General features: G+C 67.5%; 14 protein-coding genes and 2 tRNA genes. 13 read left to right on the top strand and 3 right to left on the bottom strand.

Annotation, left to right across the window (positions count from 1 at the left end; translation table 11 throughout):
• The first annotated feature begins 256 nt into the window (after positions 1–256).
• The 10 genes from dnaA (at position 257) to EDF40_RS09345 (ending at position 11665) form a co-directional block, all read left to right on the top strand.
• Complete coding sequence (gene dnaA, locus EDF40_RS09390; RefSeq protein ID WP_111083682.1) at positions 257–1711, top strand: chromosomal replication initiator protein DnaA; 1455 nt, start codon at positions 257–259, stop codon at positions 1709–1711.
• A gap of 407 nt (positions 1712–2118) precedes the next feature.
• Positions 2119–3264, top strand: coding sequence for a DNA polymerase III subunit beta (gene dnaN, locus EDF40_RS09385; RefSeq protein ID WP_111083683.1), 1146 nt, complete (start codon positions 2119–2121; stop codon positions 3262–3264).
• A gap of 70 nt (positions 3265–3334) precedes the next feature.
• Positions 3335–4222, top strand: a complete 888-nt coding sequence (gnd, locus tag EDF40_RS09380) for a phosphogluconate dehydrogenase (NAD(+)-dependent, decarboxylating) (protein WP_123292939.1) — start codon at positions 3335–3337, stop codon at positions 4220–4222.
• A gap of 31 nt (positions 4223–4253) precedes the next feature.
• Positions 4254–5564 (top strand): DNA replication/repair protein RecF, encoded by a 1311-nt coding sequence (gene recF / locus EDF40_RS09375; RefSeq protein WP_123339323.1) that lies wholly within the window; start codon positions 4254–4256, stop codon positions 5562–5564.
• Complete coding sequence (locus EDF40_RS09370; RefSeq protein ID WP_111083686.1) at positions 5564–6064, top strand: DUF721 domain-containing protein; 501 nt, start codon at positions 5564–5566, stop codon at positions 6062–6064. Before recF ends, EDF40_RS09370 begins: the two co-directional genes overlap by 1 nt.
• Positions 6065–6197: 133 nt before the next feature.
• Complete coding sequence (gyrB, locus tag EDF40_RS09365; protein WP_123292937.1) at positions 6198–8201, top strand: DNA topoisomerase (ATP-hydrolyzing) subunit B; 2004 nt, start codon at positions 6198–6200, stop codon at positions 8199–8201.
• A 126-nt stretch (positions 8202–8327) separates the two neighbouring features.
• Positions 8328–10985 (top strand): DNA gyrase subunit A, encoded by a 2658-nt coding sequence (gene gyrA / locus EDF40_RS09360; RefSeq protein WP_216834274.1) that lies wholly within the window; start codon positions 8328–8330, stop codon positions 10983–10985.
• A complete protein-coding gene (locus EDF40_RS09355; protein WP_027466922.1) occupies positions 10978–11385 on the top strand; it encodes a DUF3566 domain-containing protein in 408 nt (135 codons plus the stop codon). The genes gyrA and EDF40_RS09355 overlap by 8 nt, the downstream gene beginning before the upstream one ends.
• 75 nt (positions 11386–11460) lie before the next feature.
• Positions 11461–11537: transfer RNA gene (locus EDF40_RS09350), tRNA-Ile, on the top strand.
• Positions 11538–11592: 55 nt separating this feature from the next.
• Positions 11593–11665, top strand: a tRNA-Ala gene (locus EDF40_RS09345).
• Between the two features lie 398 nt (positions 11666–12063).
• Here EDF40_RS09345 and EDF40_RS09340 read toward each other — a convergent pair.
• Positions 12064–12639, bottom strand: coding sequence for a hypothetical protein (locus tag EDF40_RS09340; RefSeq protein WP_123339322.1), 576 nt, complete (start codon positions 12637–12639; stop codon positions 12064–12066).
• Between the two features lie 117 nt (positions 12640–12756).
• On the opposite strand from EDF40_RS09340, the gene EDF40_RS09335 reads away from it, so the two are divergent.
• Positions 12757–13296, top strand: coding sequence for a peptidylprolyl isomerase (locus tag EDF40_RS09335; protein WP_111083688.1), 540 nt, complete (start codon positions 12757–12759; stop codon positions 13294–13296).
• A gap of 7 nt (positions 13297–13303) precedes the next feature.
• Positions 13304–14158 (top strand): rhomboid family intramembrane serine protease, encoded by an 855-nt coding sequence (locus EDF40_RS09330; RefSeq protein WP_123339321.1) that lies wholly within the window; start codon positions 13304–13306, stop codon positions 14156–14158.
• Between the two features lie 444 nt (positions 14159–14602).
• On the opposite strand, the gene EDF40_RS09325 is transcribed toward EDF40_RS09330, so the two are convergent.
• The gene (locus tag EDF40_RS09325; protein ID WP_123339320.1) at positions 14603–14857 is read right to left on the bottom strand and encodes a cell division protein CrgA; all 255 of its coding nucleotides are present in this window, start codon (positions 14855–14857) and stop codon (positions 14603–14605) included.
• 81 nt (positions 14858–14938) lie between these two features.
• Here EDF40_RS09325 and EDF40_RS09320 point away from each other — a divergent pair, with 81 nt between their 5' ends.
• Positions 14939–15583, top strand: a complete 645-nt coding sequence (locus tag EDF40_RS09320) for an aminodeoxychorismate/anthranilate synthase component II (protein WP_123339319.1) — start codon at positions 14939–14941, stop codon at positions 15581–15583.
• A gap of 117 nt (positions 15584–15700) precedes the next feature.
• Here the strand turns inward: EDF40_RS09320 and pknB are convergent, their stop codons facing one another.
• Positions 15701–17497 carry a Stk1 family PASTA domain-containing Ser/Thr kinase gene (pknB, locus tag EDF40_RS09315; RefSeq protein ID WP_260212639.1) on the bottom strand — a complete coding sequence of 599 codons (1797 nt, stop codon included), beginning with the start codon at positions 17495–17497 and terminating at the stop codon, positions 15701–15703.
• Positions 17498–17513: the final 16 nt, after the last annotated feature.

The following is a 17513-nucleotide window of genomic DNA, read 5'->3' as shown; positions in this document are numbered from 1 at the left end:
GGCCCCGCGCCCCGGTACGACAGGGAAGTACTCCTGTCCGACGGATCCGGGCGGTCGTGGACAACACTGTGGACAACCCTGTGGGAACACGCGCGGTACGAGGCGTCGACGAAGCCCCCGAGACCCCGACGAACCGCCGGCGCACGACACGGTCCGCTGAGTGCCACACCCCGCGGCACTCCGGCACGTCCGACCCAGCAGGACGCACCCCGGTCCGGCACCGAACGCACGACACACACCTGGAGACGAGCGCGACATGACGATGCCGGCCGACCCCGTCGAGGACCTCTGGTCATCCGTACTCGGAATCCTCAGCGAAGACCCCCGCATCACGCCGCAGCTCCACGGGTTCCTCAACCTGGTCGAACCGAAGGGCGTCCTCGCCGGCACCCTGTACCTCGAGGTCCCCAACGACCTGACCCGCGGCATGCTCGAGCAGCGGATCCGCATCCCGATCACCGAGGCCGTCGCCCGCATCGGTGACGACTCCGTCGCGAACTTCGCCATCACGGTGAACCCGGACATGGCGTCCGAGCCGCGCGTCGACCCGAACGTGCCAGAGTACGCCGAGCCCGTGCAGGAAGCGGTGGAGCAGAGCGCTGCACCCCGCCAGTACATCGAGGCCCCCTTCGTGCCGAGCCAGATCGACTCCCCGGGCACGAGCGGCCGGCCCGAGTCGCGGCTGAACCCGAAGTACAACTTCGACAACTTCGTCATCGGCTCGTCGAACCGCTTCGCCCACGCCGCAGCGGTCGCTGTGGCCGAGGCTCCGGCGAAGGCCTACAACCCACTCTTCATCTACGGCGACTCCGGGCTGGGCAAGACCCACCTGCTCCACGCCATCGGGCACTACGCCGAGAGCCTCTACCCGGGGATCCGCGTCCGGTACGTGTCGAGCGAGGAGTTCACCAACGACTTCATCAACTCGATCGCGAACAACCGCTCGAACCAGTTCCAGCAGCGCTACCGCGACATCGACATCCTGCTGATCGACGACATCCAGTTCCTGCAGGGGAAGGACTCCACGCAGGAGGCCTTCTTCCACACGTTCAACACGCTGCACGACCACAACAAGCAGGTCGTCATCACGTCCGACGTCGCACCGAAGCACCTGACCGGCTTCGAGGACCGCATGCGCTCCCGCTTCGAGTGGGGTCTGATCACCGACGTGCAGGCGCCCGAGCTCGAGACACGCATCGCGATCCTCCGCAAGAAGGCGCAGTCCGACCACCTGCAGGTGCCGGACGACATCCTCGAGTTCATGGCGTCGAAGGTGTCGAGCAACATCCGCGAGCTGGAGGGGACGCTCATCCGCGTCACGGCGTTCGCGAGCCTGAACCGGACGGCCGTCGACATGGCCCTGGTGCAGACCGTCCTCAAGGACCTGATCACCCTCGACGAGGACAACGTCGTCGCGCCGACGGACATCATCAACCACACCGCGGAGTACTTCAAGCTCTCCGTCGACGACCTGTACGGCTCGTCCCGTTCGCAGGCGATCGCCACCGCGCGACAGATCGCGATGTACCTGTGCCGCGAGCTCACGAGCCTGTCGCTCCCGAAGATCGGGCAGCTGTTCGGCAACCGCGACCACACCACGGTCATGTACGCGAACAAGAAGATCACCGAGCTCATGAAGGAGCGACGGTCGATCTACAACCAGGTCACCGAGCTCACGAGCCGCATCAAGCAGGACCGCCGCTACCGCTGAGATCGGTACGTCTCCAGGCGCATCCACCATCTGAGACGGTTCCATGGGCCGGAGTTCTCACAGTGTGGATAGCCTGTGGATAACTATGGAGGACACGCCGCCCGGTTGTTCACAGCGAGGGGGCCTCCTGTGGAAACTGGGGATGGAAGTGGATAGATGAGATTCATTCATCCCGACGTCGCCCACAGATCGCCCACAAGTCACAACCGTGTAGTTCCCTACGGCCGAGCGGCATGCACAGGGTTATCCACAGTGTGCACAGGCGTTAACACCATTACTCCTGGTTAACGATCCATCTCCGCGGGACAACCTTGTGGACGGCGGGATGACAAGAAATCCGGCCCACGTCCGCCTGTGCCAGAATGGGGCGGCCGGACAGTCCAAGCCGATCGACAGGGGTTCCAGCTGTGAAGTTCGAGGTCAACCGGGACGTCTTCTCCGAAGCCGTCTCCTTCGCGGTGAAACTCCTCCCACAGCGCACGACCCTCCCGATCTTGTCGGGCGTCCTGATCCACGCCGACGGCGATCGTCTGACGCTCTCGTCATTCGACTACGAGGTCTCGGCGCAGACGTCCATCTCGGCGCAGATCGACGACCCGGGCACGGTCCTGGTCAGCGGTCGCCTGCTGAACGACATCGCGAGCCGACTGCCGAACGCCCCCGTGACCTTCACGACCGAGGACTCCAAGATCTCGGTCTCCTGCGGATCGGCGCACTTCACGCTGCTGTCCATGCCGGTCGAGGAGTACCCGACGCTGCCCGAGATCGGTCCGCAGACCGGTGTCATCCCCGGCGATGCCTTCTCCGAGGCCGTGTCGCAGGTCGCCGTCGCCGCGAGCCGCGACGACGTCACCCCGGTCATCACCGGCGTCCAGCTCGAGGTCGGCGACAACGACCTGTCGCTCATCGCCACGGACCGGTACCGCGTGGCCGTCCGCACCATCGCGTGGGACTCCGGCCGCGTCGGCTCGGACCCGCTGCACGCCCTCGTCCCCGCCCGCACCCTGCAGGAGGTCGGTCGCACCTTCGGGTCGGCGTCCACCGTCTCCGTCTCGATCAGCGGCAACTCGGACCGCGAGCTCATCGCGTTCCACGCCGACGACAAGACGGTCACCTCCCTGCTCATCAAGGGCAACTACCCGCCGGTCCGCCGGCTCTTCCCCGAGAACGTCAACGACCACGCGGTGATCAACACCGCGGAACTGGTCGAAGCCGTCCGACGGGTCTCACTCGTCCTGGAGCGCGAAGCAGCGCTCCGGTTCTCCTTCACGGTCGACGGGCTCACGCTCGAGGCGATCGGATCCGAACAAGCGCAGGCGTCAGAGTCGATCAGTGCGTTGCTGACCGGAGAGGAAACGGTGGTCTCGCTGAAGCCCGCCTTCCTCCTCGACGGACTGAACGCGGTGCACTCCGAGTTCGTCCGCATCTCCTTCACCAAGACGGAGAACCCCAACAAGCCGGGCCCGGTGCTGATCACCGGCCAGACTTCGCAAGAGGCTGCTGCGACCGATGGATACCGGTACCTGCTGCAGCCCAACCTGCTGCTGCGATAGGCGCAACAGGAACACTGCGCTGACGCACCAGCTGCGGCCTCAGCGCGACGACGAAACAGAAGAGGAAATCATGCACATCGGTCTTGTCGGCCTTGGTCGCATGGGCAACAACATGCGTGCCCGTCTCCGCAACGCAGGGATCGAGGTCACCGGTTACGACGCGAACCCCGCCGTCTCCGACGTCGCGAGCCTCGCAGACCTGGCGGGCGCCCTGCCCGAGGGTCAGCGACTCGTCTGGGTGATGGTGCCGCACGGCAAGATCACCGACGACGTCATCACCGAGCTCGCTGGCGTCCTGAACGAGGGCGACCTCGTCATCGACGGTGGCAACTCGAAGTGGCTCGACGACACCACGCACGCCGAGCAGCTCGGTGCGCGCGGCATCCGCTACATGGACGCCGGCGTCTCCGGCGGCGTGTGGGGCAAGGACAACGGCTACGGCCTCATGGTCGGCGGTGACGTCAAGGACGTCGAGTTCGCCATGCCGGTCTTCGACGCACTGCGCCCCGAGGGCCCCCGCGAAGAGGGCTTCTCGCACGCCGGTCCGATCGGCGCGGGGCACTACGCCAAGATGGTCCACAACGGCATCGAGTACGCGATCATGCAGGCCTACGGCGAGGGCTACGAACTCCTCGAGGCCAAGGACCTGATCACCGACGTCCCCGCCGTGTTCGCCGGATGGCAGCGCGGGACGGTCGTCCGTTCCTGGCTGCTCGACCTCATGGTCCTGGCCCTCAACGAAGACCCGAAGCTCGACGAGCTCGAGGGCTACGTCGAGGACTCGGGCGAGGGCCGTTGGACGCTGGAAGAGGGCATCGAGCTCGCCGTGCCGATGCCGGCGCTCTCGGCGTCGATCTTCGCCCGCTTCGTCTCGCGTCAGGGCAGCGCGTCCCCGACGATGAAGGCCGTCGCGGCGCTCCGCAACCAGTTCGGCGGTCACGCCGTCAAGAAGTCCTAGGACCACCCGGGGAAACCCGGACTCGGCCCGCGTGCACGTCGACCATCTCCAACTCACCGACTTCCGGAACTACCGGGAGGCGGACGTCGACCTCGCACGCGGGCCGAACCTGTTCGTCGGGCGGAACGGACAGGGCAAGACCAACCTGGTCGAGGCGATCGGGTACCTGTCGACGCTCGGTTCGCACCGGGTCCCGACGGATGCCGCGCTCGTCCGTCAGGGCTGCGACGCCGCGATCGTCCGGGCCCGCCTGGCGCACGAGGACCGCAGCATCCTCGCCGAGGTGCAGATCAACCGCACCGGAGCGAACCGTGCGCAGGTGAACCGGTCGGCGATCAAGCCCCGTGAACTCCCGCGCTACTGCACCTCCGTCCTCTTCGCTCCCGAGGACCTCGCGCTGGTCCGTGGCGAACCGGCCGGTCGGCGACGCATGCTCGACGAGCTGCTCGGCCAGATCGCACCGCGGATGCAAGGGGTGCTGGCCGACTACGACCGCACACTCCGCCAGCGGAACACCCTGCTCAAGTCGGCCCGTGCCACCGGCGCCAAGGCCAACGCCCTGTCGACGCTCGACGTCTGGGACGACCGCCTCGTCGGACTCGGTGCCGAGATCGTCGCCGCGCGCGACCACCTGACCCGCCGGCTCGCACCGTTCGTCGCCGAGGCGTACGCCACCGTCGCGGGCGAAGACCACGATGCCTCGATCGCCGGTGTGCTCTCGATCCGTGGCGGCGACCCGGAGGCCGCCGCGGCGACGGACCCGGTCCTCGGTACCCCCGACGAGCCGGTGAGCGTGACCGCCGCAGCCGAGGCGTTCGCGGCTGCCCTCGAGCGGCGTCGTCGCGACGAGCTCGACCGCGGGTTGACCCTCGTCGGGCCGCACCGGGACGACGTTCTGTTCCAGCTCAACGGGTTACCTGCCCGCGGGTACGCCAGTCACGGAGAGTCCTGGTCGTTCGCGCTCGCGATCCAGCTGGCGAGCGCGTCGATCCTGCGGGCCGAGTCGAACCTCGGCGACCCGATCATCATCCTCGACGACGTGTTCGCCGAACTCGACGAGTCTCGACGTGAGCGCCTCGGGAACGCCGTGGCCGACTACGAGCAGGTCCTCATCACGGCGGCGGTGTTCGGCGACGTCCCCTCGCAGCTGGCTGCGCACACGGTGCGGATCGAGGCGGGCACGATCGTGACCGACGAGGCGGACGCCAGCCGGGCCTCCAGGTCGAACACGGACACGACCGACGCGACGGACGACACCGACGCGACGGACGACACCGACGCGACGGACGACACGGACGCGATGGACCACACCGACGCGACCCCGCCGGAAGCCGACGCCTGATGCCCCGGCCGTGGAAGCCGACCGAGCCGTCGCGGCTGTACCGGCACCTCCGAGCCGTCTTCGGCGACCCGTCGAAGCGCGGGGTGGACGCCCGCCGCCGTCGCTCCCGCGAGTTCGACGCCGACACCGTCCCGTACGGCCGCGGCCGCGAACCCCGAGGGCTCGGCGACGTGGTCGGATCCCTGGCCAACGAGCTCGGGTGGACCGAACCCCTGGCCCGCTCGGAGCTGTTCGTGGACTGGCCGAGCGTCGTCGGTGAGGAGCTCGCGAAGCACTCCACCCCGGTCACCATCGACGACGGTGCGCTGGTCATCCGGTGCGACTCGACGGCCTGGGCGACGCAGCTCCGACTCATGCGTGCCAGCGTCACGACGACCATCGCCGAGCGGCACCCGGAAGCCGGGGTCGAGTCGATCCGGGTTTCAGGGCCGGACGTCCCCACCTGGAAACGCGGCCCCAGGACGGTCCAGGGGCGCGGTCCTCGCGACACCTACGGTTGAGCCGACGAAATCATCCTGTGGTGCCAAAAAAGCCCGCCTGTGGGCCGGATGAGCCCTCGAAAGAGGGGCCTCTGCGGTAGACTGGGAGGTGCAGTGCGCGGGCGTTCCGCGCGCAGGCAGGAGCACGCTCGACATGGCATCAGAATCTGAAGACGACCCGCAGAACCCGCTCGACGCGGAGACCCCGCAGAGCGAACCGTCCTACGGAGCAGACCAGATTCAGGTGCTCGAGGGGCTCGAGGCGGTCCGCAAGCGTCCCGGTATGTACATCGGTTCGACGGGGCCCCGCGGTCTGCACCACCTGGTCCAGGAGATCGTCGACAACTCCGTCGACGAAGCCCTCGCCGGGTACTGCGACACCATCGACGTCACCATCCGTGAAGACGGCGGTGTCCGCGTGGTCGACAACGGCCGTGGCATCCCGGTCGGCATCCACGCGGCCGAGGGCGTCTCGACCGTCCAGGTCGTCCTGACCGTCCTGCACGCCGGCGGGAAGTTCGGCGGCGGCGCGTACGCGGTGTCCGGTGGTCTGCACGGCGTCGGTTCCTCCGTCGTGAACGCGCTGAGCTCCGAGCTCGACGTCGAGGTCCGACAGCAGGGCCACGTCTGGCGCCAGAGCTACACCGACGGCGTCCCGGTCGCACCGCTGACCAAGGACGAACCGTCCGACGAGCACGGCACCACGATCACCTTCTGGCCGAACGCCGAGATCTTCGAGACCGTCGTCTTCGACTACGAGACCCTGCGCACCCGGTTCCAGCAGATGGCCTTCCTCAACAAGGGCCTGCGGATCAACCTGCGCGACGAGCGCACCCCGGAAGAAGGGGAAGAGGCGCGGAACGACTCCTTCATGTACGAGCGTGGTCTCGCCGACTACGTCGAGTACATCAACGCGCAGAAGAAGGCCGACCTCGTCCACCCGGACGTCATCGGCTTCGAGTCCGAGGACACCGAGCGCAAGATCGCGCTCGAGGTCGCGATGCAGTGGAACACCTCGTACCAGGAGAGCGTCCACACCTTCGCGAACACGATCAACACGCACGAGGGCGGCACCCACGAAGAGGGCTTCCGCGCGGCCCTGACGTACCTGGTGAACAAGTACGCGCGCGAGACGAAGATCATCAAGGAGAAGGACGACAACCTGACGGGTGACGACATCCGTGAAGGACTGACGGCCGTCATCTCCGTGAAGCTCGGCGAACCGCAGTTCGAGGGCCAGACGAAGACGAAGCTCGGCAACACCGAGGCGAAGGGCTTCGTGCAGCGCGTCGTCGGCGCCGAGCTCACGCACTGGTTCGAGAGCAACCCGACCCAGGCCCGTGACGTCGTCCGCAAGGCGATCCAGGCGTCGCAGGCACGGCTCGCGGCCCGCAAGGCCCGCGAGACCACGCGTCGCAAGGGGCTGCTCGAGTCGGGTGGCATGCCCGGCAAGCTGAAGGACTGCCAGTCGAAGGACCCGACCCTGTCGGAGATCTTCATGGTCGAGGGCGACTCCGCCGGCGGTTCCGCCGTGCAGGGCCGCAACCCGATGACCCAGGCGATCCTGCCCCTGCGCGGCAAGATCCTGAACGTCGAGAAGGCGCGGCTCGACCGCGCGCTCGCCAACCAGGAGATCCAGTCGATGATCACGGCGTTCGGCGCCGGCATCGGCGAGGACTTCGACCCGGACAAGGCCCGGTACCACAAGATCGTGCTGATGGCCGATGCCGACGTCGACGGCCAGCACATCACCACGCTGCTGCTGACCCTGCTGTTCCGCTACATGCGGCCGCTCATCGAGCGCGGCTACGTGTACCTCGCGCAGCCGCCGCTGTACCGCCTGAAGTGGTCGAACGCCGCACACGAGTACGTGTTCAGCGACCGCGAGCGCGACGCCCTGATGCAGTCGGGCATCGCCGCCGGCAAGCGGATCCCGAAGGACAACGGCATCCAGCGCTACAAGGGCCTCGGCGAGATGGACTACAAGGAGCTCTGGGACACCACGATGAACCCGGACACCCGCACGCTCCTGCAGGTCACGCTCGAGGACGCCGCCGCGGTGGACAGCACCTTCTCGACGCTGATGGGTGAAGACGTCGACGCACGTCGCCAGTTCATCCAGCAGAACGCCAAGGACGTCCGCTTCTTGGACATCTGAACAGTCTCGACCCTGGCCTGGAGGCGCGGTGCCAGCCGCGCGCTCTGGTCCGGACCACCTGTGGTCGCGTCCACCGCGACGAACGTCACCACGGCCTCCCGGCCGTCAGAAAGGTAACGCAAGCCAATGGCTGACGACAACGAGAACGCCCCCGACGAGCAGCCCGAGATCGTCCACGGCGACAGCGGGGACATCGTCGTCTCCGGTGACCGCATCTCGCAGGTCGACCTGCAGCTCGAGATGCAGCGTTCCTACCTCGACTACGCGATGTCGGTCATCGTCGGCCGTGCGCTGCCCGAGGTCCGCGACGGCCTGAAGCCGGTGCACCGCCGCGTGATCTACGCGATGTTCGACGGCGGCTACCGTCCGGACCGCGCGTTCTCGAAGTGCTCCCGCGTCGTCGGTGACGTCATGGGGCAGTTCCACCCGCACGGTGACTCGGCGATCTACGACGCGCTGGTCCGTCTGGTGCAGCCGTGGTCGCTGCGCTACCCGCTCGCACTCGGCCAGGGCAACTTCGGCTCGCCGGGCAACGACGGCGCAGCAGCGCCGCGGTACACCGAGACCAAGATGGCGCCGCTCGCCATGGAGATGGTCCGGGACATCGACGAGGACACCGTCGACTTCCAGGACAACTACGACGGTCGGACCCAGGAGCCGGCGATCCTGCCGGCACGGTTCCCGAACCTGCTCGTCAACGGCTCGGTCGGCATCGCGGTCGGCATGGCGACGAACATCCCGCCGCACAACCTGCGCGAGGTGGCCGAGGGCGCGAAGTGGGCGCTCGACAACCCCGAGGCGACGCGCGAAGAGCTCCTCGCCGCGCTCATGCAGCGCATCAAGGGGCCCGACTTCCCGACCGGTGCGCAGATCCTCGGCACCAAGGGCATCCAGGACGCCTACCTCACCGGTCGTGGTTCGATCACGATGCGCGCCGTCGTCAACGTCGAGGAGATCCAGGGTCGCACCTGCCTCGTCGTCACCGAGCTGCCGTACCAGGTCAACCCGGACAACCTCGCGATCAAGATCGCCGACCTGGTCAAGGACGGCAAGCTGGCCGGCGTCGCGGACATCCGCGACGAGACCTCTGGTCGCACCGGCCAGCGCCTCGTGATCGTGCTCAAGCGCGACGCCGTCGCCAAGGTCGTGCTGAACAACCTGTACAAGCACACGCAGCTGCAGGAGAACTTCGGCGCGAACATGCTCGCGATCGTCGACGGTGTGCCCCGCACCCTGCCGCTCGACGGGTTCATCTCGGCGTGGGTCGCGCACCAGGTCGACGTCATCGTCCGCCGCACCCAGTTTCGCCTGCGCGAGGCCGAGAAGCGCGCGCACATCCTGCGCGGCTACCTCGCAGCGCTCGACGCCCTCGACGAGGTCATCGCGCTCATCCGTCGTTCGCCCGACGTCGAAGAGGCCCGCTCCGGCCTGATGGACCTGCTGTCCGTCGACGAGATCCAGGCGCGCGCGATCCTCGAGCTCCAGCTCCGTCGACTGGCCGCGCTCGAGCGCCAGAAGATCCACGACGAGGCCGAAGAGCTCGAGCGCAAGATCGCCGACTTCCAGGACATCCTGGCGTCGGAGACCCGGCAGCGCACGATCATCCGCGACGAGCTCGAGGAGATCGTCGACCGCTTCGGCGACGACCGCCGCACCGAGATCATGCTCGGCTACGACGGCGACATGTCGATGGAAGACCTCATCCCCGAAGAGGAGATGGTCGTCACCATCACCCGCGGCGGGTACGTCAAGCGCACGCGCAGCGACCAGTACCGCTCGCAGCACCGCGGTGGCCGTGGTGTCCGTGGCGCCCAGCTCCGCGCGGACGACATCGTCGAGCACTTCTTCGTCACGACGACGCACCACTGGCTGCTCTTCCTGACCGACCAGGGCCGGGTCTACCGCGCCAAGGCGTACGAGCTGCAGGAAGCCGGCCGCGACGCCAAGGGCCAGCACGTGGCGAACCTGCTCGCGATGCAGCCGGACGAGCAGATCCAGCAGGTGCTCGACATCCGTGACTACGAGGTCGCGCAGTACCTCGTCCTCGCGACCGAGCACGGGCTGGTGAAGAAGACCGCGCTCACCGAGTACGACACCAACCGCACCGGAGGCATCATCGCGATCAACCTGCGCGACGGCGACAAGCTCCGGCAGGCGCTGCTCGTCGACGAGCACGACGACCTGCTGCTCGTCTCCCGACAGGGCATGTCGCTCCGGTTCACCGCGACGAACGACACCCTGCGGCCGATGGGTCGGTCGACCTCCGGTGTGAAGGGCATGTCCTTCCGCGACGGCGACTCGCTCCTGGCCGCACGCGTGGTGGCGGACGACGGCTTCGTCTGGGTGATGACCGAGGGCGGGTACGCCAAGCGCACCGCCGTCGACCAGTACCGCATCCAGGGACGCGGTGGTCTCGGCATCAAGGTGGCGAAGTTGGCGACCGACCGAGGCGACCTTGTGGGTGCTCTCATCGTCGGTGAGGACGACGAAGTGCTCGTCGTGCTGCAATCGGGCAAGGTGGTAAGGTCTGCCGTGGCCGAGGTCCCTGCCAAGGGTCGCGACACCATGGGTGTCGTCTTCGCCAGGTTCGCGGCGAACGACAAGATCATCGCAGTGGCCCAGAACACCGAGCGGAACCTGGTCGACCAGGACGACGCCGAGATCGAGCCAGCGGGCCCGGTGGAGACGGTCAGCCCTTCCGAAGCGGCCCCGGACTCCACTGATCCCATCGACACCGAGCCCGTCGCGGACGAGGCCGGAGAGGACCAGTCAAGCAATGAGTAGTGTCGCCGAGAAGCTCCAGAAGAAGGCGAAGCGACCCGTCGGCACCCGCCAAGTGCGGCTGCGGCTGGTTTACGTCGACTTCTGGTCGATGGTGAAGCTCAGCTTCCTCATCGCCCTGGCCGGCAGCATCGTGATCGTGGTCGCCACGGCGCTGGTGTGGGTCATCCTCAACCAGACGGGCGTGTTCACGCAGGTGGACGCCTTGTTGAAGGACGTCACCGGTCAGAACAGTTACTCGATCATGGACCAGTTCTCACTGGGTCAGGTGCTCGGGTTCTCCATCGTCGTGGGCATCCTCAACGTGGTCGTCGGCACCGTGCTCGGCGCCATCGTGAGCGTCCTCTACAACCTCAGTGTTCGCATCACCGGCGGCTTGCTCGTCGGCTTCACGAACAACTGACACACCCGGGCCGGGTGAGCCGATCGCTCGATTTCGTTCTGCGAGATCCGTGGGGTAGGCTTTCATCCGGTCTGAGGGGCTATAGCTCAGGCGGTTAGAGCGCTTCGCTGATAACGAAGAGGTCCAAGGTTCAAGTCCTTGTAGCCCCACCAGTTCTTCGGAACACACGACAATTCCATCCCGCCGCCGATCACCTCGGTGGCACCCGGGGCCTTAGCTCAGTTGGTAGAGCGCCTGCTTTGCAAGCAGGATGTCGGGAGTTCGATTCTCCCAGGCTCCACTCCACTCCGGGATGACCCTGCTGCGGTCGTTCCACTCTCCGCCGGATCGTTCCGCCGTGCTGGCCTCGTGCCTTCGGCACTGGCCGCTCCGCGATGGCCGCCTCCGTGAGACGCCGAGCGTTCGTCGTCGCGCGTGCGTGCTCGGGTCGGGCGGGTGCCGGTGCGCCGACGTCTCGCGGCGCCGAGGTTCCGAAATCTTGGCATCTCGGGCGCTCCAGGGGCCGTCCGTGGAATCTCGGCGGGCAACGGGCGGCATGTCGTGGAACCTCGGCGTCGGCCGACGGGCGCGTCCGCGCGGTACCGGACACGGGAACACCGCGCGTCGTCGCAGCGCTGCACCCGGAGACGACGAAGGGCCCCGGCGGAGTGCCGGGGCCCTTCGTACGAACCGTGGAGGTCAGGCGGCAGGCTTCTCCGCCGTGTCAGCGTCGTCGGCAACCCACAGGTCGTCGTCGGCGCGGAGCGTCTGGTACGCGGCGTACGCAGCACCAGCAACGGCGACGACGCCGACGATGATGAGTGCGACACCACCGAAGCCGATGCCCTTCTTCTGCTGCGACGGTACGTACTTCGCAGCAGCCTTCTTCGCCTTCTTGCCCTTCTTCTGGGCGTTCTTCACGATCTTCTTGACCCGGGGGTCCTTCGCGAGGTCGGTGACGCTGAGCACAGAGCCAGCGGTCGACACCAGCCCGGGGATGACCTCGGACTGGAACTTGTGCGAAGCGCTGTGTGCTGCGGACGTCGCAGCGTGCACGCCCGTTGCGACCGCGGGACGGATCCCGTTGTCGATCGCGTTCTGCACACGGGGGGCGATGTCCTTGCGGGCTGCGTCGGCTGCGTTCGACCGGGCTTCCGCCAGGATCGCGTTCGCGTGCTCGAGGACCTTGCGCTGCTCTCCGAGGAGCGAGGCGGTCTGGCCCTTGAGCTTCTTGATCTGCTTCCGACGCTTGCGCGGGATCTCGATCGTCGTCATCTGGTACCTCCATCGGATCGGCGTGACACCCATCCTGCCACCAGAGTCCCTGACAGGTCACGGAGCCTCACCTGTGGGTACGGTCCGTACGCAGCCGCTACATGCGAGAATCGGAACATGTCTCTGCACACCGCTGTCGCAACGATCCACACCAACAAGGGCGACATCCGCGTCAACCTGTTCGGCAACCACGCACCGAAGACCGTCAAGAACTTCGTCGACCTCGCCACGGGCAAGCAGGAGTGGACCCACCCGGGTACGGGCAAGGTCTCCACCGACAAGCTCTACGACGGCGTCGTCTTCCACCGCATCATCAAGGACTTCATGATCCAGGGCGGGGACCCGCTCGGCCAGGGCATCGGTGGCCCGGGCTACCGCTTCGACGACGAGATCTCCCCCGAGCTCACGTTCCAGAACCCCTACATCTTCGCCATGGCCAACGCCGGCATCCAGGGTGGCCGTGGCACCAACGGCTCGCAGTTCTTCATCACCACGGTGGCGACGCCGTGGCTGCAGGGCAAGCACACCATCTTCGGTGAGGTCGCCGACGACGAGTCGCGTGCCGTTGTCGACGCCATCGAGGGTGTCCCCACCGACGGCCGTGACAAGCCCGTCGAGGACGTGGTCATCCAGAGCATCGACGTCGAAGGCGTCTGATCCTCACGTGACCGACCAGGCGTACAACCCGAACAACACCTGCTACCGGCATCCGGACCGGCAAAGCTTCGTGCTCTGCCAGCGCTGTGGGCGGACGATCTGCCCGGAGTGCCAGACGCCGGCGGCAGTCGGGGTGCACTGCCCGGAGTGCGTGCGTGAGCAGCGCGCACAGTCCGCGGCGAACCGTCGCGCGTCCGGAGCCCCCAGTGGGCTGACGGTCGCGCGACGGCGCTTCGCGATGCTCGACCAGAAGGCGACGGTCGTCATCGTGGCGATCACGATCGCCATCTGGCTGCTGGACCAGGTCAGTGGGGGCTTCTTCACCAGCCTGCTCGCCTACAACTCGCTGCTGCTGCCCACGCAGCCGTGGCGGGTCGTGACCGTGCTCTTCGTCCACTCGGGCATCCTCCACATCCTGTTCAACATGTGGGCGCTGTGGATCTTCGGCCGGATGCTCGAGAACATGCTCGGTGCGTGGCGGTTCGTGGCGCTGTACTTCATCACCGGGATCTTCGGTTCGATGCTCGTCACGTTCCTTGCCCCCGGCACCTGGGTGGTCGGGGCGTCCGGCGCGATCTTCGGGCTCTTCGCGGCGTTCTTCGTCCTGCAGCGGAGCCTCGGTCAGAACGCCGTCCAGCTCCTGGTGATCATGGGCCTCAACCTGGTCGTCGGGTTCCTCCCGGGGACGAACATCTCGTGGCAGGCGCATGTCGGTGGCATCATCGGTGGCTTCCTGGTGGGCTTCGTGTTCGCCAAGACCCGGAACATCCGGCAGCGGCCGCTACAGATCGGCCTGCTCGTCGCCTCCGCACTGGTGGGTATCGCCCTCACCGCAGTCGGGTACGCGGTCACCATCGGCTGACACGGTCCGGTCACACGTCCCCGAACGCCCCGTCGCCTCCGCGGCGGGGCGTTCGGTGTTCCCGGGCCATCGCTGCCGGCAGCCGTCCGTTCCGCGACCACCAGGCGGACGGGAGGCACGGTGCCGGCCCGCCACGGGCCTCCCGTCCGCCGTCGGCACGCGACTCGGGCGCGACATGCGCTCGTCCACAAGGCCCTCGCCGAGTTATCCACAGGTGTGGAGAAAGCGGTGAGTTACACGCGTGTGATTATCCCCATTGTGGACTCAGCTGTGGATAACTCCGGGGTCCGGGTGTGGATGACGATGTGGAGAGTGTGGAGAAGTGTGGACAACCACCCGGATCCTCGATGATCTGGGTACCGGGGGCCGGAAGTCCTGTGGACAACGACAACGCCCGCCGCACCAAGTGGTGCGACGGGCGTCGGAGTGTCTCGAGGCTGGAGATCAGCGCCAGCGCGTGGTCATGAGGAAGCCGATGAACATGATGCCGAAGCCGACCAGGATGTTCCACGAACCGAGGCTCGGCACGGGCAGCGTGGCGTTCGAGATGTAGAAGACGATCACCCAGACGAGGCCGATGATCATGAAGCCGAACATGACCGGCTTGAACCACACCGGGTTCGGGGCGTCCCCGGCGGTGTCGACCGAGTCGGCTCGGGTCTTCCGGGCGGGCTTGGTGCGGTCCTTGTCACTGGCCATGGCCGGTATCCTACCGTGACCACGTGTGTGGATCGGCCCGCAGACCGCTGCACACATCCCCCACGAGTACGGTGAACCGCCATGACCAGGATCCTCGTCGTCGACAACTACGACAGCTTCGTCTACACGCTGAACGGCTACGTCCAGCAGCTCGGAGCCGAGACCGACGTGGTGCGGAACGATGCCTTCCCCGAGTCGGAGATCGCCGACCGCATCGCCGAGTACGACGGCGTGCTGCTCTCGCCCGGCCCGGGGACTCCCGCGGACGCCGGTGTCTCCATCCCCACGGTGCACGCGGCGATCGCGTCCGGCACTCCGCTGCTCGGGGTCTGCCTCGGGCACCAGGCGATCGCGGAAGCCCTCGGCGCCACCGTCACGCACGCGGACGAGCTCATGCACGGCAAGACCTCGCAAGTCGACCACGACGACAGCGTGCTGTTCGCCGGGGTCCCGCACCCGTTCACGGCGACGCGCTACCACTCCCTCGCGATCGTCGACGGCACGGTGCCCGACGAGCTCACCGTGACGGCGCGTACCGGCGGTGGCGTCATCATGGGCGTGCAGCACCGCGCGCACCCGGTGTACGGCGTGCAGTTCCACCCCGAGTCCGTGCTGACCGAGGGCGGCTACCGCATGGTCGGCAACTGGCTCGAGACCACGGGCCTGTCGGGTGCAGCGGAGCACGCTGCCGGTCTGGGTCCGCTCATCGCGACGCACCGCGCCTGACCAGGCTGCAGTCCGCGTGCCGACACGACGGCGTCGTGTGGGGCTCGTGAACCGTCCGCGCGTGGGAGCTGCGGTGCGTGGCGGCGGTGCGCCGTCCCTCCAGACCGGTCACGCCGGTCAGCGACCGTCGTCGCCGCCGTCCTTCTCGTCGCCGTCGTCACCGTTGGCGGGCGGTGCCTGCGAGGGCTGAGCCGGCGCAGCGCAGTAGGTCAGGGCGACCGAGCTGCCCTGGTCGACGTCGCCCTGCGGGGTGTCCTGCTGCGTGACCGCACCGCCGGTGCACGAGTTCGTGGGCGCGGGGCTGACGGTGAGACCGAGTTGCTCCAGCGCGGCCTTGGCGTCGGCGTACTGCTGGTTGGTGACGTCCGGCAGCTGCACCTTGCCATTGGAGATCGTGAGGTCCACCACGGAACCCTTGGCCTGCATCGAACCCGTCTCGGGGTCGGAGCTCAGGACGGTCCCCGCCGGGACGTCCGACGAGTAGTCCGAGCTGATCGCGCCGAGCTGGAACCCGGCGGCGTCGAGGGCCTGCTGCGCAGCCGACTGTGTCTGACCGCTCAACTGGGGGATCGCGACGGGTGCCGGGCCGAGCGACACGACGACGTCCACGCTCTGGCTCCGTCCGACGTTGATGCCGGAGCCGGGGTCGGTCCGGATGACGGTGCCCTTGGCGACGTCGTCGGAGTTCTCCTCGACCTTGACGGCCGTCAGGTCGCGCTTGGCGAGGGCTGCCTTCGCGGCGTCGAAGGTCGACCCGGCCACGTTCGGCACACTCACCGAGGACGACACCGGGGGCTTGCCCGGCTGCAGGTTCGCGACGAAGAACACCACGCCCACGATGACCGCGACCGTCAGCAGGATGCCGACCCAGATCCACGCCACGGGCGGCCGGTTCTGGGTGCGCTGCGGTCGGTGTTCAGCGGTGTCGTCGTCGAGCTCGCGGAAGGCTGCGGCCGGGTTCGACGTGGTGCGCGGGTCGACCCCGAACAACACGGTCGATGCGTCGTTCGCCGCGTTCTGCTGGAGCTTCTTGGTGGACGTCGGCACGCGACCAGCGGCGGCCTGCTGCAGGTCGGTGCGGAACTCGGCGGCGTTCTGGAAGCGCCGGGTGCGGTCCTTGACGAGTGCGTGCAGGGTCACGGCGTCGAGCGCCGGTGAGACCGCCGGGGTGATCGACGACGGTGCAACCGGGTGCTCGCTGACGTGCTGGTAGGCGACGGCGACGGGGGTGTCCCCGAGGAAGGGCGGTCGTCCGGTGAGGAGTTCGAAGAGCACGACACCGGTCGAGTAGATGTCGGTGCGGGGGTCGACGGTCTCGCCGCGTGCCTGCTCCGGCGAGAAGTACGACGCGGTCCCGAGGATCGAGGTGGTCTGCGCGACCGTGGCCGAGGTGTCGGTGATCGCGCGCGCGATGCCGAAGTCCATGACCTTCACCTGGCCGGTGTGGGTCACCATGACGTTGGCGGGCTTGATGTCGCGGTGCACGACGCCGGCACGGTGCGAGTACTCGAGGGCCGTGAGGATGCCCTCGGTGATGCGCACGGCCTCGTCCGGGGCGACCGCGCCCTCGGCGATGATGTCGGAGAGCGGCCGGCCCTCGACGTACTCCATGACGATGAAGGGGACCTGCACCTCGGCGCCGGACGTCTCCGTCACGGTCTCCTCGCCGGCGTCGTAGACCCGGACCACGGTCGGGTGCGCCATGCGTGCGGCCGCCTGGGCCTCTTGCCGGAACCGTGTGCGGAAGGCCGGGTCGTTGGCCAGGCTCGGCTTCAGCAGCTTCACCGCGACCTTGCGACCGAGACGCGTGTCGTTACCGAGGTGCACGGTGGCCATGCCGCCTCGACCGATGACGTCACCGATCTCGTAACGGTTCGCGAGGAGCGTGATCCCCGCGGTCACACCTTCTGGCACGTACTCCTCCGTCTGT

Source organism: Curtobacterium sp. PhB170, from assembly GCF_003752345.1.
In the GTDB taxonomy this organism is placed as follows: Bacteria; Actinomycetota; Actinomycetes; order Actinomycetales; family Microbacteriaceae; genus Curtobacterium.
The sequence above is the reverse complement of the archived record's forward strand: the minus strand, read 5'-3'. Positions and strand labels throughout refer to the sequence as shown.